The organism is Actinospineispora eucalypti, from assembly GCF_039543365.1.
GTDB classification, from domain to species: Bacteria; Actinomycetota; Actinomycetes; order Mycobacteriales; family Pseudonocardiaceae; genus Pseudonocardia; species Pseudonocardia eucalypti.
Window position 1 is genome coordinate 132216 of sequence record NZ_BAABJP010000051.1, and the last position, 23533, is coordinate 155748.

Here is a 23533-nt window from a genome sequence, read left to right on the forward strand (position 1 = left end):
CGGCACCGACACTCTCGAAGCGACCCTCAGGTCATGCTGATCATGGAGCAACCCGTGGACGCCGGTGTCCCAGGTCGCTCGCGGGGGCGGACATCGGTCAACGGCCGCCCGAGCGTTGGGCAAATCGGCAGGTCAGCACTCGGCAACTCGCCTTTAGCGCCGCACCAGCCACAGTCTCGATGTCGCGTATTGCCACGCAGAGCCATAGCGGTGTGGGAGGCATTCGGGGTGGAGAGAGCGACGGGCGCGGGCGTCAGGGGCGGGTGAGCAGGCCCAGGGCCAGGCCCACGACCAGCAGGGCGCCGGCCTGGCGGGTGTGCAGCCAGGCTATTGCGGCGTACCAGAGCGGCCAGACCGGGAAGTTCTTCGGCGGCGCGTCCGGCGGTGGGCGGCGCAGGTGCGGCCAGACCTTGACCAGTCGGGGCAGTCCGAGCAGCACCAGGAGTGCCGGCCACGGCATCGCGCCGACCAGCACGGCCAGCCCGACCAGCGGGTAGAACGCGACCATCAGGCCCAGCGTGACCGCGCGCGCCCGGACCGGCCCGAGCAGCACGGGCACCGTGTGGATGCCCAGCGGCTGGTCGAACGGGATCTTGTCGGTGTGCTTGCCCATCAGCACCGCGACGCAGAGCAGGCCGTAGGGCAGCGAGGCGAGCAGGATCGGCCAGTCCACGGTGCCGACGCCGGCGTAGTAGGTGCCGCACACCATCAGCGGCCCCCAGACCACCAGCACGTCCGGCTCGCCCAGCCCGTGCTTCTTCAGCCGCAGTGGCGGCGCCGTGTAGGCCACGCTCAGCACGAACCCGGCCACCGCGAACGCCACGATCGGCCAACCCCGGGCCAGCCCGAGCACCACCAGGATCACCAGGTCGGCCAGGTTCACGAGTACCACGGCGGTGAGCAGCGCCCGGCGGGTGACCAGCCCGGCCAGGATCGGGTGCGGGGCGTAGAGCGCGCGCGGGTACTGCTCGGTGTCCGAGCCGGCGCGGGTGTCGTACAGGTCGTTCATCAGGTTGTTGGCGAGGTGGGCCAGGGTGATGCCCAGGATGGCCAGGGCCAGCCAGCGCCAGTCCAGCCCGGGCCGGCCGACCGCGAGCAGCGCCGCGACCAGGCCGGCCACCAACGTCATCGGCAGCACCGCCGCCCGGCTCACCACGATCCACCGGGTCACCGCGTCCAGCTCGGCCACCGGGCCCGGCGGCGGGTTGGTGGTGCGCAGCGCATACGCCCAGGAGGACAGGCGGGATCGGGTGCTGCTGGTGGCGTCCGTCACGTCCGGGATGCTACTCCGGGTAGCCTGCCTGGTCAGTGCGTTGCCCGTGACTCGGGGGGCTGGTGGGCCTCCGTAGACTCGGGAAAATGTCCGACATGCGAAGCCTGCGCGGTCCGGCCGAACTCAAACGACTCGACCCCGCTGAGCTGCAGATCCTCGCCGGGGAGATTCGGGATTTCCTGGTCGGAACGGTCTCCCGCACCGGCGGTCACCTCGGTCCCAACCTCGGCGTGGTGGAGCTGACCATCGCGCTGCACCGCGTCTTCGACTCGCCGAACGACGCACTCATCTTCGACACCGGACACCAGTGCTACGTGCACAAGCTGCTCACCGGCCGGCGGGACGGCTTCGCCAAGCTGAAGTCCGCCGGCGGGTACTCCGGCTACCCCTGCCGGGCGGAGAGCGAGCACGACCTGGTGGAGAACAGCCACGCCTCCACCGCGCTGTCCTACGCCGACGGCATGGCCAACGCGTTCGCGTTGACCGGGGCGCACCGGCACGTGGTCGCCGTGGTCGGCGACGGCGCGCTGACCGGCGGGATGTGCTGGGAGGCGCTGAACAACATCGCCGCCCGCAAGGACCGCAACCTGGTCATCGTGGTCAACGACAACGGCCGTTCCTACTCGCCGACCATCGGCGGGTTGGCCGACCACCTGGCCGCGCTGCGCCTGCGACCCGGCTACGAGCGCGTGCTGGATGCCGGCAAGCGGGCGCTGAACCAGACCCCGGTGGTGGGCAAGACGGTCTACCAGGGGCTGCACGCGCTGAAGGCCGGCGTGAAGGACGCGCTGGCCCCGCAGGCGATGTTCGCCGACCTCGGCCTGAAGTACCTCGGCCCGGTGGACGGGCACGACATGGTGGCGTTGGAGGCCGCGCTGCGCCGGGCCCGGGACTTCGGTGGCACCGCCATCGTGCACACGGTGACCCGCAAGGGCTACGGCTACCCGCTGGCCGAGAACGACGAGATCGAGCAGATGCACAGCCCGTCCGCGTTCGACCCGGCCACCGGTGAGCCGGTCGGCCCGGCCAAGGACGGCTGGACGAAGGTCTTCGGCCAGGAGATGGTGGCGCTGGGCGCCGAGCGCCGGGACATCGTCGGCATCACCGCCGCGATGCTGCACCCGGTCGGGCTGGCCCCGTTCGCCGAGGCCTACCCGGAGCGCTGCTTCGACGTGGGCATCGCCGAGCAGCACGCGCTCACCTCGGCCGCCGGGCTGGCGATGGCCGGCATGCACCCGGTGGTCGCGCTCTACTCCACCTTCCTGAACCGCGCGTTCGACCAGCTGCTGATGGATGTGGCGCTGCACCGGCAGCCGGTCACCGTGGTGCTGGACCGGGCCGGCGTGACCGGCTCGGACGGCCCCAGCCACAACGGCATGTGGGACTTCTCGCTGCTCGGCGTGGTGCCCGGCATCCGGGTGGCCGCCCCGCGCGACGCGGTCGGCCTGCGTGAGCAGCTGCGCGAGGCGGTGGCGGTGGACGACGGGCCGACCGTGCTGCGCTACCCCAAGGGCGCGGTCATCCCGGAGATCCCGGCGGTGCGCCGACAGGGCGGGGTGGACGTGCTGCGCGAGCCGGCCCCGACCGCGTCGGCCGAGCGCACCGAGGTGCTGCTGGTGTGCGTCGGCTCGTTCGCGGAGCTCGGTCTGGCCGCCGCCGACCGGCTGGCCGACCAGGGCATCGGCGTGACCGTGGTGGACCCGAGGTGGGTGCTGCCGGTGCCGGACGCGGTGGTCGAGCTGGCCGGAACGCACCGGCTGGTGGTCACCGTGGAGGACGGCGGCGGGCACGGCGGCGTGGGTTCGGCGGTGGCGGCGGCGCTGCGCGCGGCCGAGCTGGACGTGCCGCTGCGGGACATCGCCCTGCCCCAGCGGTTCCTGGACCACGCCAGCCGGAGCGACGTGCTCTCCTCGGTCGGCCTCACCGCGCAGGACGTGGCCCGCCGGGTCACCGAGTGGACCGCCGCGCTGCCCGGCAGCGACCTGGCGCCCGACGACGCCCCTTCGGCCAGCCGGCCCAGGGAGAGCTGAGTCCCCGTAACCGGCGTTCGGGTGGTACTACTCGACGCGTGAGCGCGGACGTGCGGAGGGGTGGGTTTCGCGCTCTGCTCGGCGGCCAGCGTTGGCTGGAGCTGTGCGCGGCCGGCACCGGGCGCAGTTACCGCCCCGGGCAGTACCTGCTCCGGCAGGGTGACCGGGGCGGGTACGTCCTGGTGCTGACCGGCGGCCGGGTGCGCATCTCGGCGCTGGAACCGGACGGCACGCAGCTGTTGCACGCCCTGCGCGGGCCCGGCGACCTGCTGGGTGAGCTGGCCATGCCCGACCGCGCGGCGCGGACGGCCACGGTGGTCGCGCTGGAGCGCTGCACCGCCCGGTACCTGTCCTCCGACGCGTTCCGCCGGTTCCTCGACGCGGTGGACGGCCATCAGGCGCTGACCGAGTACCTGATGTCGAAGCTGGCCGACAAGCTGCTCTACCAGCTGCAGTTCGCCCGGTTCCCGCCGGCGCGGCGCATCGCGCTGCTGCTGTGCGAGGTGATCGCGCTGGCCGAGGCGACGGCGGAGCCGATACCGGTGCCGCTCTCGCAGGTGGGCATCGCGGATGCGCTGGGCCTGGCGCGCAGCACGGTGGCCGAGCAGATCACCGTGCTGCGCCGGCAGGGGATTCTGGGGCCCGGGCCGAGGGTCGTGGTAGCCGACCTGCGGCGGCTGACTGATGTGGCGCGCATCACAGTCTAGCTGTCCGACGGCGGACATCGGGTGCCGATCCGGCCGACCATGCTGGGCGCCGGGGACGGAGGTGTCCGGTGAGCGCGAGCAGTGAACAGTTGATCACTTTGGCCACGTTCGGCGCGAGCTGGGTGGTGCTCGCCGTGGGGCACAACGTGGCCGACCACGTGACCGGGCAGAGCGACTGGCAGGCGACGAACAAGGCGGCGCCGTGCCCGGAGGAGGTCGCGGCCGGGGTCAGCAGGTACCGGGGTTGGTCGGCGAACCTGGCCCACGTGGCGCAGTACCACGTGACGCTGGTCGTGCTGGGGTTCGGCGCCTGGCTGTTGCTGCCGCTGGACTGGTCGCCGCTGGGGGTGGCGTGCGCGCTGGGTTGGTCGGCCGCCACGCACGCCTTCCTGGACCGCCGCTGGCCGGTGCGGTGGCTGTTGGAGCGCACCGGCAAGCCGGCGTTCGCCCAGCTGGCGGCGAACGGGATGAACGGCATGTACCTGAGCGACCAGGCCCTGCACGGGCTGGCCCTGGCCATCGCGGCGGTGATGCTGGCGGTGATCCCCTGACGGCTGGCTCTACCCTGGCGGAGTGCGAGTACTGATCGTCGAGGACGAGCGACCGCTGGCGGATGCCCTGGCCCGCGGCCTGCGCCGCGAGGGGATGGCGGTGGACGTCGCCTACGACGGCGACACCGGCCACGAGAAGGCCACCGTGACCCGGTACGACGTGGTGGTGCTCGACCGCGACCTGCCGGGGATGTCCGGCGACGAGCTGTGCGCCGAGCTGACCCAGGACGGCGGCATCACCCGGGTGATCATGCTGACGGCCAGCGGCACGCTGGCGGACAAGGTGGCCGGCCTGTCCATCGGCGCCGATGACTACCTGGCCAAGCCCTTCGACTTCCCCGAGCTGGTGGCCCGGATGCGCGCGCTGGGCCGGCGTGCCACCCCGGCCACGCCCCCGGTGCTCTCGGCCGGTGACGTGGTGCTGGACCCGGCCCGGCGCACGGTGCGGAGGGCCGGGGACCTGGTCGACCTCACCCGTAAGGAGTTCGGCGTGCTGGAGGTGCTGCTGTCCGCCGGGGGCGCCGTGGTGAGCAGCGAGGACCTGCTGGAGCGGGTCTGGGACGAGCACGCCGACCCGTTCACCACCACGGTTCGGGTGACCATGATGACGCTGCGCAAGAAGCTCGGCGAGCCGGGCATCATCGAGACCGTGGTCGGCTCGGGCTACCGGGTCCCCTCGGCCGGGTAGCGCCATGGCGTCCCGCTCGCGGCGCCACGGCCTGCGCCTGCGGCTCACCGTGCTGTGCACCGCGGTGGCCGGGCTGGTCAGTGCGCTGCTGCTCTGGCTGGGCTGGCTGCTGGTCGGGGGCGTGGTGGCCGCCGTGCCGGCGTTGCCGCCGGGTACCACGGTCCGGGTGCGTGACCTGCCGGTGCCCGCCGAGCAGCTCGGCCACGCGCTGGCCGATGCCGCCCGGGCCGACGTGCTGCGCACCGGCCTGTTGGCGTTCCCGCTGGTGGTGGCGGCCGCCGCGGTGCTGGCCTACGTCGCGGTGGGACGGGTGCTGCGGCCGCTGCGCCAGGTCACCGGCACCGTGCGCCGGTTGTCCGCCGAGTCGCTGGACGAGCGCATCGAGCTGCGCGGCCGGCACGGCGAGGTGACCGAGCTCGCGGACAGCTTCGACGCCATGCTGGACCGGCTGCACGCCGCGTTCGAGGTGCAGCGGAGGTTCGTGGCGAACGCCAGCCACGAGCTGCGTACCCCGCTGACCGTGATGCGCACCGAGGTGGACGTCACGCTGGCCGACCCGGGGGCGGACGTGGCCGAGCTGCGCCGCATGGCCGAGGTGGTGCGGGCCGCCACCTACCGGGCGGATGCGCTGGTGGAGCGGTTGTTGCTGCTGGCGCGGACCGAGGCCGGGCTGGCCGGGCCGTCGGCCCGGGTGGACCTGGCCGCGCTGGTCAAGCCGGCGCTGGCGGCGGTGCGCGGGGAGGCCGAGGAGCGCAGGCTGCGCGTGTCGCTGGCGGTCGATGCGGCCGCCACCCACGGCGATCCGGCCCTGCTGGAGCGGGTGGCCGGCAACCTGGTGGAGAACGCGGTGCGGCACAACGTGGCCGGGGGCTGGCTGCGGGTGGAGACCGGCCGCGTCGATGAGGACTGGGTGTGGCTGCGGGTCTCCTCCAGCGGGAGCGTGGTGCCGGAGGAGGAGCTGGCCGGACTGTTCGAGCCGTTCCGGCGCGGGGCGCGGCGTTCCGGCTCGGGCTCCGGCCTGGGCCTGTCCATCGTGCGCGCGGTGGTGAGCGCCCACCGCGGCACGGTCACCGCCGAACCGGTGGAAGGCGGCGGCCTCACCGTCACCGTGAAGCTGCGTGAGGCCGCTTAGGCGCGGGAGAGCAGGGCGTGCTCCAGCAGGGGGGCGATCAGGTCGACCTGCCACTCGCGGGCGCCGCCGGCGCGCAGTGCTTCGGCCGCCGAGGAGTCCGGTGGCTGCCAGCAGATGCGGCGCAGCAGGTCCGGCTGGAGCAGGTTCTCCACCGGCACGTTGTGCGTTTCGCTCAGCTCGGCCACGCCGGTGCGGGCGGCGGCCAGCCGGGCGGCGGCGTCCGGGTCCCGGTCCGCCCACCGGTTCACCGGCGGCGGCCCGTCCGAGGGCAGCGTGCCCGGCGGCAGCTGGTCGGCCGGCAGCTTGCCGGCCCGGCGCAGCGCGGACCACCAGTAGTCGGCCAGCCGGCGTTGCGCCCGGCCGCGGTAGATGGGCAGCTTGACCAGCTCGGCCGGCGAGTCCGGGGCGGCCACGGCGGCCTCCACGATCGCCGCGTCGGGCAGCACCCGGCCCGGCGCGATGTCGCGCTGCGCGGCCAGCTCGTCCCGGGCCTGCCACAGCTCGCGCACGGCGGCCAGCTGGCGGGGCCGGCGGACCCGGTGGATGCCGGATGTGCGCCGCCACGGGTCGGTGCGCGGCGGGGGCGGCGGCGCGGTGCGTACCGCCTCGAACTCCTGCGCGGCCCACTCCCGCTTGCCCTGTTCGGTGAGCAGCTGGTCGAGCACGTCCCGCAGCTCGATCAGCACCTCGACGTCCAGCGCGGCGTAGACCAGCCAGTCCTCCGGCAGGGGACGGGTGGACCAGTCCGCCGCGCCGTGGCCCTTCTCCAGCCGCAGGCCGAGCAGCTGCTCGACCATCGGGCCGAGGCCCACCCGGGGCAGCCCGGCCAGCCGCCCGGCCAGTTCGGTGTCGAACAGCTTTGCCGGGCGCAGGCCCAGCTCGGCCAGGCAGGGCAGGTCCTGGGAGGCGGCGTGCAGCACCCACTCCGGGCCGTCCAGCGCGGTGGCCAGCGGGCCGAATTCCGCGCGGACCGGTATCGGGTCGATGAGCGCACTGCCCGCCCCGGTCCGCCGCAGCTGGACCAGGTAGGCGCGGGCCGAGTAGCGAAAGCCGGAGGCGCGCTCCGCGTCGATCGCCACCGGCCCCTCCCCGGCGGCCAGCGCGTCCGCCACGGCGCGCATCGCGGCCGGGGTTTCGGTGACCTCGGGAAGGCCGTCGGCCGGCGCCAGTAGCGGCTCCGGCTCGACGGTGTGGTTCTCCTCGGCTCCTGACCCGTTTGTTGTGGCGTCAAGAATGCCGGCCGCCGCGTCACCGGATTGCATCGGTGCGCGGCTGGCCGGACCTAACGAGTTCAGCGGATGACTCCCGCACGCATGGCCAGAGCCACCATCTGCGCCCGGTCCCCGGTGCCGAGCTTGCGCCCGATCCGGGACAGGTGGCTCTTCACGGTCAGTGCGGACAGGTTCAGCGCCTCGCCGATCTCCTTGTTCGACTGCCCGTCGGCAACCAGCTGCAGGACCTCCACCTCGCGCGCGGAAAGCTCACGCGGGGTGTTGTCGGTGCCCGGCACGCGGGTCCCGGTGGCGAGCAGGGGAGCGACCGTCGGGTCGGCGTAAACGCCGCCGTCGAGTACCCGCTTCACGCCGTCGGTGACTATCGCCGCCGACGCCGACTTCAGCAGGTATGCCTGGGCGCCTGCCTGGAACGCCGAACGAACCGCGTACGGGTCGTCCGACGAGGCGAGCACCACCAGCCGGTTCCACCCCTGTGACCGCAACTCGGTGACCAGATCCAGGCCGCTGCCGTCCGGCAGCCCCAGATCCAGCACCGCGAGGTCACAGGGCCCGCTGGACTGTGCCCTGGCCCTTGCTTCGGCAACCGTGGCGGCCTCGTGCACCGTGCCGGCGCCCATCGTGCGTAAACGTGCCGAGATGGCCTCGCGCAGCAGCGGGTGGTCATCAACCACCAGCACCGAGAACATCTCTTCCCGCGGATGCGGGACCATGGCGGGCGGCAGCACAGTATGCGCACTGTGCGACGCACTAGTGCGCATAGGAGTGCCTTGGCCGACTACAGCCACGTCACTACCTCCCTGGAGTCGGTCGTGCCCCCCGACCGGCACCGGGACCTCGTCCGATCGGCACGTAGGCCGCGCGTCCGAGGAGGTGTCGTGGACGCAGGGTAACCCCCGAGCGGCCTAATCGCGCGGATTCGGCGAAAGTTTTTCCTTCGAGATCTACGGCGTTGGTCGTCGTGTATCACCCTAATGGTCTACCACATCAACTTCGCAGGGTGACTCACAACGAGGTCCTTCACCGATCGATCTCCCGGGGAGCACGTATTTGGAGATCAATTGTGACGGTCCGTCATCAAAGATACGCCCACCTCTGGTAACCCGATCGCGTGGGTCACAAGACGGTAAAAGGCCTCCGCGTGGCGGCCGAACTCCGTATCGGTGGGCGTCCACGAAGCGCGCAGCTCGACATCGTCACTCCGGGTGGGTCCCGGAATTTCACCGAATCGGGCGGAACACGTGCGGGTGACGGTTCCGCCGAGCGCCGCATGGCTGGCCCGGCAGTGGTCCAGCGCATCGGTCAGCCAGGACCAGCCGACCGCGAGCAGCAGCGGGTCGTCGGCCTGCTCGGGGTCCAGCGGCGCGCGCAGGTAGCAGACCACCCGGAAGGTGCCGTTCCATGCGTCCCTGGCCTCCGGGTCGTGCAGCAGCACCAGCCGGCCGGTGACATCGACGTCGCTCTCCACCCTGGTGGAGTCGGTGACCACGCCCTCGGCCAGCTCGACGCCCAGCGCGAAGCTGTGCGGCGCCAGCCGGCGTGGCGCGGAGATATCCACCAGGCGCAGCTCCGGCCGCGGCTGGACGGCGCGTAGCGCCTCCACGGCCTGGCGGAAAATTGTCGGTGGACTCACGGCGGTCGACACTATGCGGCTGATCCCACCGCGGCGGGCAGGCGCGCCGCGGATCGTGCGAGGATGACCGGGACATGTCAGAGCTAGCCTCATCCGCGACCCGGACCGGCGCCCCCGGAGGGCCTGCTGGTACGCCGGGCGAGCCGCCGAATGTGACCGGGCACACGGTAGCAAGCAGATCACCCGGTCCGCCAGCCCGTGATGGCCGAGGAAACCGCCGTGACCTGCGGGAAGCGCCATTCCTGGCGGCCGCGCGAGGCCAGCGGCCCGCGCGCACGCCGGTGTGGTTCATGCGGCAGGCCGGGCGATCGCTGCCGGAGTACCGGGAACTGCGCAAGCAGACCTCGTCCATGTTGGCCGCGTGCCGGGAGCCGGAGCTGGTCTGCGAGATCACCCTGCAGCCGGTGCGCCGGCACAAGGTGGACGCGGCCGTCCTGTACAGCGACATCGTGGTGCCGCTGGCCGCCGCCGGGGTCGGCGTGGAGATCGTCCCCGGCACGGGGCCGGTGGTGGCCTCGCCGATCCGTGACGCCGCCGCCGTCGCCGCGCTGCCCGCGCTGCACCCGGAGGCTGTCGAGCCGGTGGCGCAGGCGGTCCGGCTGCTGGTCGGCGAGCTGGGTGACACGCCGCTGATCGGTTTCGCCGGCGCGCCGTTCACCGTGGCCTCCTACCTGGTGGAGGGCGGGCCCAGCCGCAACCACGAGCGCACCAAGGCGCTCATGTACTCCGACCCGGACACCTGGCACGCGCTGCTCGGGCACCTGGCGGAGATGACGCTGACCTTCCTGCGTGCCCAGCTGGCCGCCGGCGTGGACGCGGTGCAGCTGTTCGACTCCTGGGCCGGCGCGCTGTCCGAGCGGGACTACCGGCGGTTCGTGCTGCCGCACTCGGCGGCGGTGCTGGCCGGGCTGGCCGACGCCGGGGTGCCCCGGATCCACTTCGGGGTGGGCACCGGCGAGCTGCTCGGCGCGATGGCTTCGGCGGGAGCCGACATGGTCGGGGTGGACTGGCGGGTGCCGCTGGACGAGGCGGTGCGCCGGATCGGGCCGGACAAGGCCGTGCAGGGCAACCTGGACCCCGCCGTGCTGTTCGCCGGCTGGCCGGCGGTGGAGGGCGAGGTGCGCCGCATCCTGGCCGAGGGGCGCGCGGCCCCGGGCCACGTGTTCAACCTGGGTCACGGCGTGCTGCCGGAGACCGATCCCGACGTCCTCACCCGGATCGTGGAGCTGGTGCACACGCTGTGACCCATGTCGCGGTGGTCGGCGGGGGCATCTCCGGGCTGGCCGGGGCGCACCGGTTGCGTACCCTGCTCGGCCCTTCCGCGCGGATCACCCTGGTGGACCGGGCCGACCGGCTGGGCGGCGTGCTGCGCACCGTGGAGCTGGCCGGGGTCGCGGTGGACGTGGGTGCGGAGGCCTTCCTGGCCCGCCGCCCCGAGGTCCCGGCGCTGCTGGCCGAGCTGGGGTTGACCGAACAGCTGGTGCACCCCTCCGCGGCCGTGGCGCCGAGCGTGCGGGCCGGTGGCCGTACCGTGCCGCTGCCCGGCCGCACCCTGCTCGGCGTGCCGAGCAGCGCGAGCGACCTTTCCGCGCTGCTCTCCGAGGCCGGCCTGGCGAAGGCGGCGGGGGAGCGGGACCGGCCCTTGCGCTGGTCACCCGGCGAGGACGTGGCGGTCGGCGGGCTGCTGCGGGCCCGGTTCGGCGACGAGGTGGCCGACCGTCTGGTGGACCCGCTGCTCAGCGGGGTCTACGCCGGCCGGGTGGACGCCCTGGGCCTGCGCGCCACCATCCCCACCCTGGCCGCCGCCCTGGACGCCGGCGCCCCCTCCCTAACCGCCGCCACCGACACCCTCCTCCCACCCTCACCCCCACCCCGCGTGATTCAGTGCCTTCAGCACAGTGATTCAGTGCCTCCAGCACGCCGATTCAGTCACCCTGGCAGTCCCGGACCGGTGTTCGGCGCGCTGCGCGGTGGCTACCGGGTCCTGGTGGATGCGTTGCGCGCGGCTTCGGGCGTGGAGCAGCGGCTGGGTCTGCCGGTGCGCGGGCTGGCCCGCCGGCTGGACGGCTGGCGCCTGGAGATCGGCACCGCCGTGGCGCCGGAGGCGCTGGACGTGGACGCCGTGCTGCTCGCCGTGCCGGCGCCCGTGTTGCGCAAGTTGCTCGCCGACGCGGCCCCCTCGGCCTCCCGGGTCGCCGGAGCGGTCGAGCTGGCCTCGCCGGTGGTGGTCGCGCTGGCGTACCGGGCGGAGGACGCGGCCACCCTGCCGGACACCTCGGGCATCCTGATCGCGGCGGACGAGCCGCTGTACGCGAAGGCGTTCACCCACAGCGCGCGTAAGTGGCCGCACCTGGCTGCCGAGGCCACCGACGGGCTGCTGCGGCTGCGCGCGTCGCTGGGCCGGGCGGGTGAGTCGGCCACGCTGCGTGTTCCGGATGAGGAGCTGGTGGGCCGGGTGCGGGCCGACCTGGAAACGCTCACCGGGGTCGCGGCGGCGCCGGTGTCGGCGCACGTGCAGCGCTGGGGCGGCGGGCTGCCGCAGTACGGGGTCGGCCACGGCGAGCTGGTGGCCGAGCTGGAGCGGGCGGTGGCCGAGCAGCCCGGGCTGGCGGTGGCTGGTGCGGTGCTGCACGGGGTGGGTGTGCCGGCGTGCATCGGCACCGGCCGGGCCGCCGCCGAGCGGCTGGTCGCGCAGCTGGCCACCCGGCCCGGCGACTCGGCCCGCGTGTCGGTGCCGAAGTGACTGAATCGCCCTGCTGAAGTGACTGAATCACGCTGCTGGAGTGACTAAATCGCTGGGGTGGGGTGGCGGGAATCGGACATCACCCTGGGGCGTGTCGACAGACCGACTGTCGGTATGTAAGTGTTCGGGCATGTCGACTGATCAGCGGAGTAAGGCCGAGGCGCTGCGGGCGCTGCACCGGGAGGGCGTCCTCGTGCTGCCCAACGCGTGGGACGCGGCGAGCGCGGCACTGGTCGCCCGGGCAGGTGCCCGGGTGGTCGCCACCACCAGCGGGGGAGTGGCGTGGTCGCAGGGCCGGTCCGACGGGCACGGCCTCCGCCGGGACGAGATGGTGGACCAGGTGCGCCGGATCGCGTCGGTGGTGGACGTCCCGGTGACCGCCGACGTCGAGGGCGGCTACGGCCCGGCGCCGGAGGACGTCGCGGCCACCGTCGAGGCGATCGTCGCCGCCGGCGCGGTGGGGGTGAACCTGGAGGACTCGCGGGCCCCGGGCGGTCCGCTGTTCACACCGTCCGAGCAGGCCGACCGGCTGCGCGCCGGCCGTAAGGCCGCCGAGCGCGCCGGCCTGCCCGAGCTGGTGATCAACGCCCGCACCGACGTGTACCTGTTCGGCATCGGCGAGGCGGCGGGTCGCCCGGCCGAGGTGCTGGCCCGGGCCGACGCCTACGCCGAGGCCGGCGCGGACTGCCTGTTCGTGCCGGGCCTGATCGACCTGGACGCCCTGGCCGAACTGGTCAAGCGGGCGCCGCTGCCGATCAGCGTCATGGCCTGGCCGGGAGCGCCCACCGTGGACGAGTTCCGCGCGGCCGGGGTGCGCCGGGTGAGCGTGGGCACCGGGATCGCCCAGGCCGCCTACACCCTGGTCGAGAAGGCGGCCACCGAGATGCTCACCACCGGCGGGTACACCACGCTGGACGGCGCTCTCGGCTTCGGTGAGATCAACGGCCTGGTGGCGGGCTGACCCGGGCCGGAGTGGCACGATGGCGGTATGAGCCGACTCGACTTCAACGCGCTGAACGACACCATCCGCTACACCATGTGGTCGGTGTTCCGGGTGGAACCGGGTCGGCTGGGCGAGGACCGGTCCGCCGCCGGGCAGCAGGCAACGGACTTCGTCCGGGCGTTGGACGGCAAGGGCGTGGTGGTGCGCGGCGTGTACGACCTCGCCGGCCTGCGCGCGGACGCGGACTACATGATCTGGTGGCATGCCGAGGAGATCGAGCCGCTCCAGGCCGCGTACACCGACCTGCGCCGGGACACCGCGCTGGGCCGGGCCAGCGTGCCGGTGTGGAGCCAGGTGGCGCTGCACCGGCCGGCGGAGTTCAACAAGAGCCACATCCCGGCGTTCCTGGCCGGTGAGGACCCGAAGCGGTACCTGTGCGTGTACCCGTTCGTGCGGTCCTACGACTGGTACCTGCTGCCCGACGAGGAGCGCCGGGGGATGCTGGCCGAGCACGGGCGCAAGGCCCGCGAGCACCCCGACGTCCGGGCCAACACGGTGGCCAGCTTCGGGCTGGGCGACTACGAGTGGATTCTCGCCTTCGAGGCCGACGAGCTGCACCGCATCGTGGACCTGATGCGCCTGATGCGCGAGACCGAGGCGCGCCGCCACGTGCGGGAGGAGATCCCGTTCTACACCGGTCCCCGCCTGGACATCGCCGACCTGGTCACGAGTCTCCCCTGAGCAGAGCCCGCGGGATCGGGCCGGCGTGCGTCCACAGCACCGCCGCTCCCTGGGCGAACGCCTCGCCCATCGCCTTCCGGCAGGCCGCCGCGAACCCGGGGGACCGGTAGACCGTCGGTCAGTTCCAGCTCGCCCAGCCGGCCCGGCTGATCCGTCCGCACCCGGCGATCAGACCAGTCCGCCGGTCAGCGGGTCCAGCGGGTTGGCTCGGCCGGCTGGTAGCGGCAGTGTGCCCCGGTGGAAACCGCGCCGGCCAGGTGCTCGGCCAGCTCGGGGTGCAGCTTGCGCAGCCGGCGGATGCTGTCCCGGATCCGGGCGGTCACCGCCTGGCGGGCCCGCTCGCCGGAGTCGCCCAGCCGCCGGGCCCGCCCGCCCAGGCCGGTGGCCTCGCGCAGCTCGGCGAGCAACGCCTCGCGTTCCCGGTCCAGCGCACCGGCCCGCCGGTCGTCGCCCCGGTCCAGGGCGTCCTGGATGTCCTCGTCGATGCGCAGCAACCGCTTCTTGTACGCGGCGCGAGCCTGCTCGTCCAGCATCGGGTCGGCGCCGAGGTGCTGGGTGCGGGCCACCTCCGGTTCCCCGGTGGGGTTGAGCAGCTGGGCGGCGGGGATCTCCACGCCCGGCCGCCCCAGCAGGGTGTGCAGGTCGCGCAGGCCCTTGGCGTCCGGGGCGTGCACCGTGCGGCCGGCGTAGCGGAGCGTCCAGACCGGTCCGTCGAACCGGAACACCTGGCCCGGCGCGGCGGCCGCCGGCTCCGGGGGTTCCGGCCGTTCCGGTGCCCCGGGTGCCTCCTCGCGAGCCTCTTCGAGGGATGCCGGCCGAGGGGCGAACGGGGCCAGTGCGCCGGTCATGCCCAGCTCCTCGGCCTCCCGGTGCGCCGAGGTCCACGCCGCTTCGGCCTCCCCGGCCTCCCCGAGCACCCGCAGCGAGCGGGCCAGCGCGGCCCGGGCCAGCACCGAGTACGGCCGGGCGCCGAGCCGGTCGGCGGCCTCGCCGGCGTACCGGAACCGCCGGACGGCGGTGGCCGGGTCGCCCAGCGCGGCGTCCACCTGGCCCAGCCAGTAGCTGACCGGCCCCAGGATGATCCCGCCCGAGACCACCGCCCACTGGTCGGCCAGCGGGGTGAGGACATCGCGGGCCAGCCGGCCCAGCTCCGCGTCCCCGCCCAGGGCCAGCTGCGCCAGCAGCGCGTGCCGGATGGACCGGAACCGGCCGGGCAGGCGTTCGAACAGCGGCTCGGCGGCGGTCAGCCGGCCGGCGGCCTCCCCGGGGGCGGGCACCCCGTCCGGCAGCAGCGCGGCCAGCAGCTCGGTGTACCGGTCGCCGGGGGTGGCGTCCAGCGCGCGGGCGGCGGCCTCCGGGTCGCCGCGCAGCAGCTCCAGCGACCAGATCTGGTCCCGCCACACCCGGACCCGGTCGGTCTCGCCCACCTGCTCGCCGAACGCCAGCCCGGCGTCGCACCGCTCGTGCGCCTCGTCGAACCGGCCGGCCAGGGACAGCATGGTTCCCGCCCGCGACACCGCGAGGAAGCGGTGCCGGGGTAGCCGGGTCCGCTCGGTGAGCGCGATGAACGCGGCGAACTCGGTGTGTGCGGCCGGGTCGCCCAGCTCCAGGAGAGCCAGGCTGCGCAGCCAGCTGGCCAGCGACTCCAACTCCCGGTCGTGCGCCCGGTGGGCCACCGCGGTCATCTCGGCCAGCACGTCCAGGCGCCGCCGGGCGGTGCCGGGTTCCCACATCGCGTCGTGCAGGGCCAGCAGGCACCAGCCCAGGGTCTCCGCGTCCGCCTCCCGGCGGGCCAGCTCGACGGCCTGCTCGCCCAGCTCGGCGGCCCGTTCCGCCTCGACCACCTGGTGGGCCCGGGACATGCTCGCGGCGGCCAGCAGCTGCGCGGCCAGCGCCGGCTCGTTCTCCCCGGAGGCCGCCAGGCGTTCCCGGGCCTCGTCGATCAGGTCCAGCTCCTCGCGCGGGTCGGCGCTGGCGTTGCCCAGGCGGTGCAGCCCGAGCATTGCCCAGGCCTGCAGCTTCGCCTCGCCCAGCTCGCGCGCCTCGGCGATCACCTCGCCGAACGCCGCCCGGGCCGGTTCCAGCTCGCCGGCCCGGTCCAGCGCGAAAGCCACGTCCAGGTTCACCGCCAGCCGCTGCCCCCGCCGGTCCGGGCTCAGCAGAGACTGAGCGGCGCGGTAGTGCCGCAGCGACTCCTCGTGGGCCAGGCGGCGGTAGGCCTCGTAGGCGGCCGCGAGGAGCAGCTCCACCGCCTCCGACTCGGCCAGGACCGGGATGGCCAGCCGGGCGTGGTGGGCCAGGGTGGCGGCCCGGGAGCCGATGGTGGGGTCGGCGGTCGGCGCGTCCGGTGCGCACAGCGCGCGCACCACGGCGGCGTGCCCGCCCCTTCGTGCCTCATCGCTCAGTGAGCCGTAAAGGAACTCCCGCACCAGGTCGTGCACGAACCGCGGCCGCCCGGAGCGCTGCCGGGTGATGAGGCGGGCCACCTCGGCGGGCGCCAGGAGCCGGTCCACCTCCGCCGCCGGGACCTCGGCGGCCGCGCCGAGCAGCGTGGGGTCGAACTCCTGGCCGATCACCGAGGCCACGCTGAGCAGCCGGGTGGCCGGCTCGGGCAGCGGGGCCAGCCGCCGCTCGATGGCGTCCCGCACGCCCGCCCCGGACAGCGGGCCGGACAGCTGCGCGGTCTGTTCCACGAAGAACGGGTTGCCGCCGGTGCGCCGGTGCACCTCGGCCACCAGCTCGGTGTCCGGCGGTGCGCCGGTGGCCCGCGCGATCAGCTCGCCGACCGCGTCGGCGTCCAGACCGCCCAGGCGCACCGTGGTGGCCCGGGGGAGCAGCGGGGCCATCAGCGGCCGCAGTGGGTGCTCCGGCGCGTCCAGCTCCACGTCCCGGTAGGTGCCGACGACCAGGATGGGCTCCAGCCAGGCGTGACGGACCACGAAGTCGAGCAGGCGCACCGACGCCGGGTCGGCCCAGTGCAGGTCCTCCAGCACGATCACCAGCGGCTGCCCGCGCGCGGCGGTGACCAGCAGGTTCGTGATCGCGTCGTGCAGCCGGAACGCGGAGGAGTCGGTCGCGGTCGGGCCGGGGGCCGGGCCGCTATCGCCGAGCAGGGCGGGCAGCCCGTCGCCGGCGGCCTCGGCGGCCGCCGACCACTCCGCCGTGCTCGCCGCCCGGGCCAGGTTGCGCGCCACCTGCACCCACGGCCAGTAGTCGGGGGCGCCTTCGCCGTCCCAGCAGGCGCCGTTGAGCACCCGGGCGCCGCGCCGCCGGGCCTCGGCGGCCACCTCGGTGACCAGTGTGGTCTTCCCGATGCCGGCCTCGCCGGCGACCAGGGCCAGCCCGCCCTGGCCGTCCAGCACGCGCGCGACGTCCCGGTGCAGCACGCCGACCGGGTGTTCGCGGCCGATGAGGAGAGACGCCACCCGGTCCTTCCAGCGCTGTGAGATTCGGTCTCGCGGGGTGTGAGACGGCTTCTTACGCCTACCGGGTGAGCCTACCTGGCAGCTGAGAACCCATCGGAGGACGAAATGACCGAGAACCCGATCAAAGTGGCCGTGATCATCGGCAGCACCCGAGAGGGCCGGGCCGGCGCGACCATCGCGCGCTGGTTCCTCACCCAGGCCCAGCAGCGCGCGGACATCGACCTGGACGTGATCGACCTGGTCGACGAGTCGCTGCCGGTGCACCACCCCGCCGAAGTCACAGCGGCCACGGCCGCCTACACCCGCCGGATCGATCAGGCGGACGCGTTCGTGGTGGTCACCCCCGAGTACAACCACAGCTACCCGGCCGCGTTGAAGCACGCCATCGACCTGGTGCACGCCGAGTGGTTCGCCAAGCCGGTCGGCTTCGTGTCCTACGGCGGCATGGCCCAGGGTCTGCGCGCGGTGGAGCACCTGCGCGGCGTGTTCGCCGAGCTGCACGCGGTGACCATGCGGGACGGGGTAAGCGTGAACCTGTTCGACGGCGGCGTGGACGACAACGGCTGGGTGCGCGACTCGGCCGGCGCGGGCCGGGCGGCGAAGACCATGCTGGACCAGCTGACCTGGTGGGCCCACGCGCTGCGCGACGCCCGCGCCGTCCGCCCCTACGCCGGCTGACCGCGATGACTTCCCACGACCTGATCGAGACGGCCCCGGAGCGGGTCTGGCCGGGCTGGCTGGCCCTGCTGGCCGGGCCGCTGTCCTTCGGCATCACCGGACCCGCGCTGGTGCTGCCGGAGGTGGCCGCCGACCTGGGCGTGCCGGTGGCCGGGGCGGCGGCGCTGGTCACCGCGTTCGGCTGGGGGATTGCGGTGGGCACCCCGCTGCTGGGCGGGTTGCTCGCCCGCCGGGGCGCCCGCGCCACCCTGGCGGCCTGTGCGGTCCTGGTGGTGGCCGGCGCGGCGCTGATCCTGGCTGTGCGCTGGTTGCCCGCGTTGGTGGTCGGCTCGGCGTTGCAGGCGCTGGCCGGCGCCGGGTTCACCGTGGTGGCGATGAGCCTGGCCGGGTCTCCGCCGGCGATGGGTCTGGTGACGTCCTCGCTGGCCGGCATCGGCGCGGTCGCCCCGCTGATCGGCACGCACGTGAGCGCGGCGACGAGCTGGCAGGTGACCCTGGCGCTGCCGCTGCTCAGCCTGTTCGCCCTGCCCGCCGCCATGCGCGGCAGCACCGGTTCGGGTGCCGGTTCGGGCACCCTCGGTTCGGGTGCCGGGGAGAGGCCGGGCGAGCGGTCGGGCGCGGACCCGCTGGGCGCGGTGCTGGTGGTCGGCCTGGTCACCGCGCTGGTGTTCCTGCCGCACCGGCCGCTGGCGGCGGCCGTCGCCGGGCTGCTCGCGGTGGCGCTGCTCGGCTGGTGGCTGCGCCGCCGGCCGGACGGGTTCGCGCCGGTGGAGGTGTTGTCCAGCCGAGTGTTCGCCGGTTCGGCGTTGCTGGCCTTCGGGTTGGCGCTGGTGAACTTCGGCGTGGTGTACGCGGTGCCCGGGCTGCTGGGCGAGCAGACCGGCTGGTCCGGTGCGCTGATCGGCATCGGAATGCTGGTGCCCTACCTGGCCGGTGGCCTCGGCTCCTGGCCGCTGGTGGCCGCCTCCGCGCGGCTGCGCCTGCCGGTGCTGGTCGCGGCGCTGGCCGGTGGGTGCCTGGCCGCGGTCGCGGCGGCGGTCGGCTCGGCGCTGACCGGGTCGACCCCGCTGCTGTTCGCCGCCATGCTGCTCGGTTCGCTCAGCGCGGCGACCGGCCAGGGCGCGCTGGCGCTGCGGGCCGGCGGTGCGGTTCCGGAGGCCGCGCGGCCGACCGCGATCGGGCTGTTCAACCTGTGCTACCTGCTGGGCGCGGCGTTCGGCCCGGCGATCGCGGCGGGAGCGACCACGTGAGCGAGCAGATCACTCCGGCCCGCGCGGGCCCGCGGGAATGGCTCGGGCTGGCCGTGCTGGCGCTGCCCACCCTGCTGCTGGCGCTGGACCAGAGCGTGCTGTTCCTGGCCGCGCCGCACCTGGCCGCCGACCTGCGGCCCACCGCCGGGCAGATGTTGTGGATCATGGACAGTTACGGCTTCATGATCGCCGGCTTCCTGGTGACCATGGGCACGCTGGGCGACCGGATCGGCCGGCGCCGGCTGCTCATGATCGGCTCGGCGGCATTCGGGGCGGCCTCGGTGCTGGCCGCGTACTCGGCCAGCGCGGAGATGCTGATCGCCACCCGGGCGCTGCTCGGCGTGGCGGCGGCCACCCTGATGCCGGCCACGTTGGCGCTGATCCGGAACATGTTCGCCGTCGCGGCCCAGCGCGCGCTCGCGGTCGCGGTGTGGATGAGCTGCTTCTCCGCCGGCACCGCGCTGGGCCCGCTGGTGGGCGGGGCCGTGCTGGAGCACTTCTGGTGGGGCGCGGCCTTCCTGATGGGGGTGCCGGTGATGGTCCTGCTGCTGGTCGGTGCGCCGGCGCTGCTGCCGGAGTACCGGGATCCCACGCCCGGGCGGCTGGACCTGGGCAGCGTGGCTCTCTCCCTCGGCGCGGTGCTGCCGGTGGTCTACGGTCTGAAGGAGATCGCCCAGGGCGGTTCGGCGCCGGTCGCGCTGATGATGGCCGCCGGTGGCGCGGCAATCGGCTACTGGTTCGTGCGCCGGCAGCGCTCGCTGGCCAGCCCGCTGCTGGACCTGCGGTTGTTCGCCGAACGGAAGGTCGGCGCCGCGCTGGTGGTGATCATGCTCGGCATGGTCGCGGTGGGCGGCATGTTCCTGGTGTTCACCCAGTACGTGCAGCTGGTGCTGGGGTTGTCGCCGTGGTTGTCCGGGCTGGCCATGGTGCCGTCCGCACTGGCCATGATCGCGGGGACCATGCTGGCCCCGTGGCTGGCCCGGCGGACCTCGGCCGGCACCGCGATCGGCGCCGGGCTGGTGGTCTCCGCCGCCGGGTTCGGCTCGCTGGCCCTGGCGGGGCCGGGTACCGGCCTGGTCCCGGTGCTGGCGGGGCTGACCGTGGCCTTCCTGGGCGCCGGGCCGTTCGGTGCGCTGGGTATCGGGCTGGTGGTCGAGTCCGCCCGGCCGGAGAGAGCGGGCGCGGCTTCCTCGCTGTCCGAGACCAGCGGGGAGTTCGGCGTGGCCGTCGGGCTGGCCCTGCTGGGCAGCGTCGCCGCCGCCGTCTACCGGTCCCGGCTGGAGGTGACCCGGCCGCCCGGCACCCCGGCCGAGGCGGCGGCGACCGCCCGGGAGGGCCTCGCGGCGATCGCCGAGCCGGGACCGCTGCTGGATGCCGCGCGCGCCGCGTTCACCGAAGGGCTGAACGCCGTCTCGGTGGTCGCGGCGGCGCTGGTCCTGCTGCTCGCCGCGCTGGCCATGCTCCGTCTGAGGGATTGATCGAGGTGCCGGAACCGGTCGATGCTGAGCGGATGCGCACCGTGCTCGCAATCGTCATCGGCCTGGTGCTGGCCGTCGTGGTGGTCATGGTCACCCGGTCGAACCCGGCCTGGCGGGGCCGGGCCCTCGCCGGGTTCATCGCCGTCTGGTTCGTGGCCTGCGCGGTGGACACCTACGCGGGGGTGAACGCCGGCTACTCGCTCGGCGAGGAGCTGCTCATCCACTTGGTGATCTTCGTGGTCCCCGCGCTGGCCGCCTACCTGCTGGCCCGGCGGCTGGCGCCGAACTGAGAGCGTCCGGGTCAGCCCTCGTCCGGCACCAGCCGCAGGGACACGCTGTTGATGCAGTAGCGCAGGTCGGTGGGGGTGTCGTAGCCCTCGCCGGCGAACACGTGGCCCAGGTGGCTGTGGCAGGTGCCGCACAGCACCTCGGTGCGCGCCATGCCCAGGCTGTTGTCGGTGCGCTCGATCACCGCGTCCCCGGCCAGCGGGGTGAAGAACGACGGCCAGCCGCAGTGGGACTCGAACTTGGTCTCGCTGCGGAAAAGCTCCGTGCCGCAGGCCCGGCAGCTGTAGATGCCGACCGTCTTGGTGTCGGTGTACTCACCGGTGAACGGCCGCTCGGTGCCGGCCTCGCGGAGCACGTGGTACTCCTCCGGAGTGAGCTGCTCGCGCCACTCCTGCTCGGACTTGACGACCTTGGCTTCTTCCATGCCTACACGCTAATACGAATCTCGGGTGGGCAGCTCCGCGAGTACGGCCCGGATCGCCCGCCTTCAACCGACCGGCGGATGACGGCATGGCGGACCACCCACGCCGGTCAGAGCCAGGTGGCGATCACGAAGCCGAGCGCGTCGGTGATCAGGAACCCGGCCACCAGCAGGATCAGCCCGACCAGGACGATGGCCAGCAGCCGCCGGCCGCCGCGGGCCCGGTTGGCCGAGTCGGCGAAGTCGGACACCCCGTCCAGGTAGCCCTCGACGGTGAAGGTGGGCCGGTCCTGGCGCATCCGGTCCAGGTGCGCGGCGAAGGCCTGGGCCTCGGGGTCGTCCGGGTCGAGGCCGATCAGCTCGTCGTCGAACGGCGGGGCCGGGCGGGTCGGCTCGGCGGGATCGCGGCTCGGCATGCCACCACGGTAGCGTCTGGTGAATGAGTCGATCGCCGGCGGTTGAGCTGACCGTGCCGGGTCCGGAGGGGGAACGCACCGTCCGGGTTTCCAACCCGGACAAGGTGTACTTCCCGGACCGGGGGATCACCAAGCGCGAGGTGGTCGAGTACTACCTGGCCGTGGCCGAGCCGCTGCTGCGGGCGATCGGACACCGGCCGACCACGCTGAAGCGGTTCGTGGACGGGGTGACCGGCGAGCCGTTCTACCAGAAGCGCCTGCCCAAGGGCGCCCCCGACTGGGTGCGCACCGCTCGCATCACCTTTCCCAGCGGGCGGCCGGCCGACGAGGTCTGCCCGACCGAGCCGGCCGTGCTGGCCTGGGCGGCGAACCTGGGCACACTGGACTTCCACCCCTGGCCGGTGCGGGACACCGACACCGACCACCCCGACGAGCTGCGCATCGACCTGGACCCCCAGCCCGGGACCGACTTCGCCGACGCGGTCGCCGTGGCCGGCGTGCTGCGTGAGGTGCTGGACGAGGCCGGCCTGGTCGGCTGGCCGAAGACCTCCGGCGGGCGCGGCGTGCACGTGAACGTGCGGATCCGCCCGGAGTGGACGTTCACCGAGGTGCGCCGAGCAGTGATCACCATCGGCCGCCGGGTGACCTCGAAGGTGCCCGACCGGGCCACCATCGAGTGGTGGAAGGAGAGCCGGGGCGAGCGGGTCTTCCTGGACTACAATCAGGCGTGCCGGGACCGCACCGTGGCCAGCGCCTGGTCGGTGCGCGGCCGACCGGGGGCCACGGTCTCCTTTCCGGTGCGCTGGGACGAGCTGGCCGACGTGGACCCCGAGCAGTTCGAGCTGCGCTCGGTGCCGGGCCTGTTGGCCGAGCGGGGTGACGCGCACGCCGACATGGACCAGCACCCCGGCGGCCTGGAGACCGTGCTGGACTGGGCGGAGAAGGACGCCGCCGAGGGCCTCGGCGATCTCCCGTACCCGCCGGACTACCCCAAGATGCCCGGCGAACCCAAGCGCGTGCAGCCCTCCCGAGCGCGCAAAGACACTTAAGCCAGCCGGGCCAGCTTGGCCGCGCTGGGGCTGCCGGGGTCGGCGGTGTAGATCACCAGGCGCAGGTCCGACCCGGGGATGAGCAGGGTCTGGCAGTCCAGCTCCAGCTCGCCCAGCTCCGGGTGCCGCACGAGCTTGCGCAGCACCGGCCGGGGCCGCACGTCGTGCTCCCGCCAGCTGGCGGCGAAGTCCGGGTCGTGCGCGGCGAACTCGTTCACCAGCTCGCCCAGGGCCGGCCGGGCCGGGTGCCGGGCGGTGGCCGCGCGCAGCTCGGCGGCCGCCTGCCGGGCGAACTCGGTGCCGGCGCCGTCCGGGGCGGCGCAGACCGTGCCGCCCAGCCGGATGGACAGCCGCACCACGTTGCGCTCCCGCGCCGGCAGCCGGCCGAAGTCGGTGATCAGTGCGGCCGCCTGGGCGTTCCACGCGACGATGTCCTGCCGTTCGTCGACCAGGTAGCCGGGGATCGGGGCCAGCTGGTCGAGCAGGCGCCGGGCGTGCGCGGGGACCTCGGCGGGCTCGGTCGGGCGTCCGTCGGTGGGAGCCTGGCCGGCCAGCCGGGCCAGGTGTTCCCGTTCGGTCCCGGTGAGCCTCAGCGCGGCGCCGAGCGCCGCCAGCACCTGCGGGGACGGCCGGGGTGCGCGGGCCTGCTCCAGGCGCTCGTAGTAGTTGGCGGACATCCCGGCCAGCGCGGCGACCTCCTCCCGGCGCAGGCCGGGGGTCCGCCGCCCCCGCCGGTCGGCCGGATGGGGCAGGGACACCTGCTCCGGGCGGAGTGCCTCCCGCCTGCGGCGCAGGAAGTCGGCCAGTTCACGGCGGCTCACCCGGCCAGGTTCGCAGGTAGCCGGCGGTCCTGCC

At 74.1% G+C, this 23533-nt stretch carries 22 protein-coding genes; 14 read left to right on the forward strand and 8 right to left on the reverse strand.

The window, feature by feature from the left end:
- Positions 1 to 253 precede the first annotated feature (253 nt).
- Positions 254 to 1273 (reverse strand): UbiA family prenyltransferase, encoded by a 1020-nt coding sequence (locus ABEB12_RS35315; protein WP_185065149.1) that lies wholly within the window; start codon positions 1271 to 1273, stop codon positions 254 to 256.
- A gap of 86 nt (positions 1274 to 1359) precedes the next feature.
- Here ABEB12_RS35315 and dxs point away from each other — a divergent pair, with 86 nt between their 5' ends.
- From dxs to ABEB12_RS35340, 5 genes are all read left to right on the forward strand, one after another.
- Positions 1360 to 3303: a 1-deoxy-D-xylulose-5-phosphate synthase gene (dxs, locus tag ABEB12_RS35320; protein ID WP_185065150.1), complete on the forward strand. Its 1944-nt coding sequence runs from the start codon at positions 1360 to 1362 to the stop codon at positions 3301 to 3303.
- A gap of 38 nt (positions 3304 to 3341) precedes the next feature.
- The gene (locus ABEB12_RS35325) at positions 3342 to 4010 is read left to right on the forward strand and encodes a cyclic nucleotide-binding domain-containing protein (RefSeq protein ID WP_185065151.1); all 669 of its coding nucleotides are present in this window, start codon (positions 3342 to 3344) and stop codon (positions 4008 to 4010) included.
- A 68-nt stretch (positions 4011 to 4078) separates the two neighbouring features.
- Positions 4079 to 4561 carry a hypothetical protein gene (locus ABEB12_RS35330; RefSeq protein ID WP_221498752.1) on the forward strand — a complete coding sequence of 161 codons (483 nt, stop codon included), beginning with the start codon at positions 4079 to 4081 and terminating at the stop codon, positions 4559 to 4561.
- A 22-nt stretch (positions 4562 to 4583) separates the two neighbouring features.
- Positions 4584 to 5249, forward strand: coding sequence for a response regulator (locus tag ABEB12_RS35335; protein ID WP_185065152.1), 666 nt, complete (start codon positions 4584 to 4586; stop codon positions 5247 to 5249).
- A gap of 4 nt (positions 5250 to 5253) precedes the next feature.
- Positions 5254 to 6381 carry an ATP-binding protein gene (locus tag ABEB12_RS35340; RefSeq protein WP_185065153.1) on the forward strand — a complete coding sequence of 376 codons (1128 nt, stop codon included), beginning with the start codon at positions 5254 to 5256 and terminating at the stop codon, positions 6379 to 6381.
- On the opposite strand, the gene ABEB12_RS35345 is transcribed toward ABEB12_RS35340, so the two are convergent.
- From ABEB12_RS35345 to ABEB12_RS35355, 3 genes are all read right to left on the reverse strand, one after another.
- Positions 6378 to 7643: an HRDC domain-containing protein gene (locus ABEB12_RS35345; RefSeq protein ID WP_185065154.1), complete on the reverse strand. Its 1266-nt coding sequence runs from the start codon at positions 7641 to 7643 to the stop codon at positions 6378 to 6380. The genes ABEB12_RS35340 and ABEB12_RS35345 overlap by 4 nt on opposite strands.
- A 29-nt stretch (positions 7644 to 7672) precedes the next feature.
- The gene (locus ABEB12_RS35350; protein WP_221498753.1) at positions 7673 to 8326 is read right to left on the reverse strand and encodes a response regulator transcription factor; all 654 of its coding nucleotides are present in this window, start codon (positions 8324 to 8326) and stop codon (positions 7673 to 7675) included.
- A gap of 344 nt (positions 8327 to 8670) precedes the next feature.
- Positions 8671 to 9258 (reverse strand): DUF3000 domain-containing protein, encoded by a 588-nt coding sequence (locus tag ABEB12_RS35355; RefSeq protein ID WP_345703424.1) that lies wholly within the window; start codon positions 9256 to 9258, stop codon positions 8671 to 8673.
- Between the two features lie 62 nt (positions 9259 to 9320).
- Between ABEB12_RS35355 and hemE the strand changes: the two genes are divergently transcribed.
- The 4 genes from hemE (at position 9321) to hemQ (ending at position 13673) form a co-directional block, all read left to right on the forward strand.
- A complete protein-coding gene (gene hemE, locus ABEB12_RS35360; RefSeq protein ID WP_185065157.1) occupies positions 9321 to 10490 on the forward strand; it encodes a uroporphyrinogen decarboxylase in 1170 nt (389 codons plus the stop codon).
- On the forward strand, positions 10487 to 11989 hold the full coding sequence (gene hemG / locus ABEB12_RS35365) for a protoporphyrinogen oxidase (protein ID WP_185065158.1): 1503 nt from the start codon (positions 10487 to 10489) through the stop codon (positions 11987 to 11989). The genes hemE and hemG overlap by 4 nt, the downstream gene beginning before the upstream one ends.
- Positions 11990 to 12119: 130 nt before the next feature.
- Positions 12120 to 12950 carry an isocitrate lyase/phosphoenolpyruvate mutase family protein gene (locus tag ABEB12_RS35370; RefSeq protein ID WP_185065159.1) on the forward strand — a complete coding sequence of 277 codons (831 nt, stop codon included), beginning with the start codon at positions 12120 to 12122 and terminating at the stop codon, positions 12948 to 12950.
- Positions 12951 to 12977: 27 nt separating this feature from the next.
- Positions 12978 to 13673: a hydrogen peroxide-dependent heme synthase gene (gene hemQ, locus ABEB12_RS35375; RefSeq protein WP_185065160.1), complete on the forward strand. Its 696-nt coding sequence runs from the start codon at positions 12978 to 12980 to the stop codon at positions 13671 to 13673.
- A 185-nt stretch (positions 13674 to 13858) separates the two neighbouring features.
- Here hemQ and ABEB12_RS35380 read toward each other — a convergent pair whose 3' ends face one another.
- Positions 13859 to 17098: an AAA family ATPase gene (locus tag ABEB12_RS35380; RefSeq protein ID WP_185065161.1), complete on the reverse strand. Its 3240-nt coding sequence runs from the start codon at positions 17096 to 17098 to the stop codon at positions 13859 to 13861.
- Between the two features lie 105 nt (positions 17099 to 17203).
- Between ABEB12_RS35380 and ABEB12_RS35385 the strand changes: the two genes are divergently transcribed.
- Genes ABEB12_RS35385 through ABEB12_RS35400 form a run of 4 tightly spaced genes read left to right on the forward strand, consistent with a single transcriptional unit; the run spans position 17204 to position 20794 of the window.
- Positions 17204 to 17776, forward strand: coding sequence for an NAD(P)H-dependent oxidoreductase (locus ABEB12_RS35385; RefSeq protein ID WP_185065162.1), 573 nt, complete (start codon positions 17204 to 17206; stop codon positions 17774 to 17776).
- Between the two features lie 5 nt (positions 17777 to 17781).
- On the forward strand, positions 17782 to 19026 hold the full coding sequence (locus ABEB12_RS35390; RefSeq protein WP_185065163.1) for an MFS transporter: 1245 nt from the start codon (positions 17782 to 17784) through the stop codon (positions 19024 to 19026).
- On the forward strand, positions 19023 to 20504 hold the full coding sequence (locus ABEB12_RS35395; protein ID WP_185065164.1) for an MFS transporter: 1482 nt from the start codon (positions 19023 to 19025) through the stop codon (positions 20502 to 20504). Before ABEB12_RS35390 ends, ABEB12_RS35395 begins: the two co-directional genes overlap by 4 nt.
- Positions 20505 to 20509: 5 nt before the next feature.
- On the forward strand, positions 20510 to 20794 hold the full coding sequence (locus ABEB12_RS35400) for a hypothetical protein (protein ID WP_185065165.1): 285 nt from the start codon (positions 20510 to 20512) through the stop codon (positions 20792 to 20794).
- Between the two features lie 11 nt (positions 20795 to 20805).
- On the opposite strand, the gene msrB is transcribed toward ABEB12_RS35400, so the two are convergent.
- Both msrB and ABEB12_RS35410 read right to left on the reverse strand, forming a co-directional pair.
- Complete coding sequence (gene msrB, locus ABEB12_RS35405; RefSeq protein ID WP_185065166.1) at positions 20806 to 21216, reverse strand: peptide-methionine (R)-S-oxide reductase MsrB; 411 nt, start codon at positions 21214 to 21216, stop codon at positions 20806 to 20808.
- Positions 21217 to 21323: 107 nt separating this feature from the next.
- The gene (locus ABEB12_RS35410) at positions 21324 to 21629 is read right to left on the reverse strand and encodes a hypothetical protein (protein ID WP_185065167.1); all 306 of its coding nucleotides are present in this window, start codon (positions 21627 to 21629) and stop codon (positions 21324 to 21326) included.
- 23 nt (positions 21630 to 21652) lie between these two features.
- On the opposite strand from ABEB12_RS35410, the gene ligD reads away from it, so the two are divergent.
- Positions 21653 to 22678 carry a non-homologous end-joining DNA ligase gene (gene ligD / locus ABEB12_RS35415; protein WP_185065168.1) on the forward strand — a complete coding sequence of 342 codons (1026 nt, stop codon included), beginning with the start codon at positions 21653 to 21655 and terminating at the stop codon, positions 22676 to 22678.
- Here ligD and ABEB12_RS35420 read toward each other — a convergent pair.
- Positions 22675 to 23499 carry an MmyB family transcriptional regulator gene (locus ABEB12_RS35420; RefSeq protein ID WP_185065169.1) on the reverse strand — a complete coding sequence of 275 codons (825 nt, stop codon included), beginning with the start codon at positions 23497 to 23499 and terminating at the stop codon, positions 22675 to 22677. The two genes, ligD and ABEB12_RS35420, sit on opposite strands and share 4 nt — an antisense overlap.
- Between the last annotated feature and the right edge of the window lie 34 nt (positions 23500 to 23533).

Excerpts from the sequence above, each read along its gene's own strand:
- dxs (WP_185065150.1), top strand. The coding sequence starts at position 1,360 with ATGTCCGACATGCGAAGCCTGCGCGGTCCGGCCGAACTCAAACGACTC.
- ligD (WP_185065168.1), top strand. The coding sequence starts at position 21,653 with ATGAGTCGATCGCCGGCGGTTGAGCTGACCGTGCCGGGTCCGGAGGGG.
- ABEB12_RS35385 (WP_185065162.1), top strand. The coding sequence starts at position 17,204 with ATGACCGAGAACCCGATCAAAGTGGCCGTGATCATCGGCAGCACCCGA.
- ABEB12_RS35390 (WP_185065163.1), top strand. The coding sequence starts at position 17,782 with ATGACTTCCCACGACCTGATCGAGACGGCCCCGGAGCGGGTCTGGCCG.
- ABEB12_RS35410 (WP_185065167.1), bottom strand. The coding sequence starts at position 21,629 with ATGCCGAGCCGCGATCCCGCCGAGCCGACCCGCCCGGCCCCGCCGTTC.
- hemQ (WP_185065160.1), top strand. The coding sequence starts at position 12,978 with ATGAGCCGACTCGACTTCAACGCGCTGAACGACACCATCCGCTACACC.
- ABEB12_RS35370 (WP_185065159.1), top strand. The coding sequence starts at position 12,120 with ATGTCGACTGATCAGCGGAGTAAGGCCGAGGCGCTGCGGGCGCTGCAC.
- ABEB12_RS35350 (WP_221498753.1), bottom strand. The coding sequence starts at position 8,326 with ATGGTCCCGCATCCGCGGGAAGAGATGTTCTCGGTGCTGGTGGTTGAT.
- ABEB12_RS35345 (WP_185065154.1), bottom strand. The coding sequence starts at position 7,643 with ATGCAATCCGGTGACGCGGCGGCCGGCATTCTTGACGCCACAACAAAC.
- hemE (WP_185065157.1), top strand. The coding sequence starts at position 9,321 with ATGTCAGAGCTAGCCTCATCCGCGACCCGGACCGGCGCCCCCGGAGGG.
- ABEB12_RS35340 (WP_185065153.1), top strand. The coding sequence starts at position 5,254 with ATGGCGTCCCGCTCGCGGCGCCACGGCCTGCGCCTGCGGCTCACCGTG.
- msrB (WP_185065166.1), bottom strand. The coding sequence starts at position 21,216 with ATGGAAGAAGCCAAGGTCGTCAAGTCCGAGCAGGAGTGGCGCGAGCAG.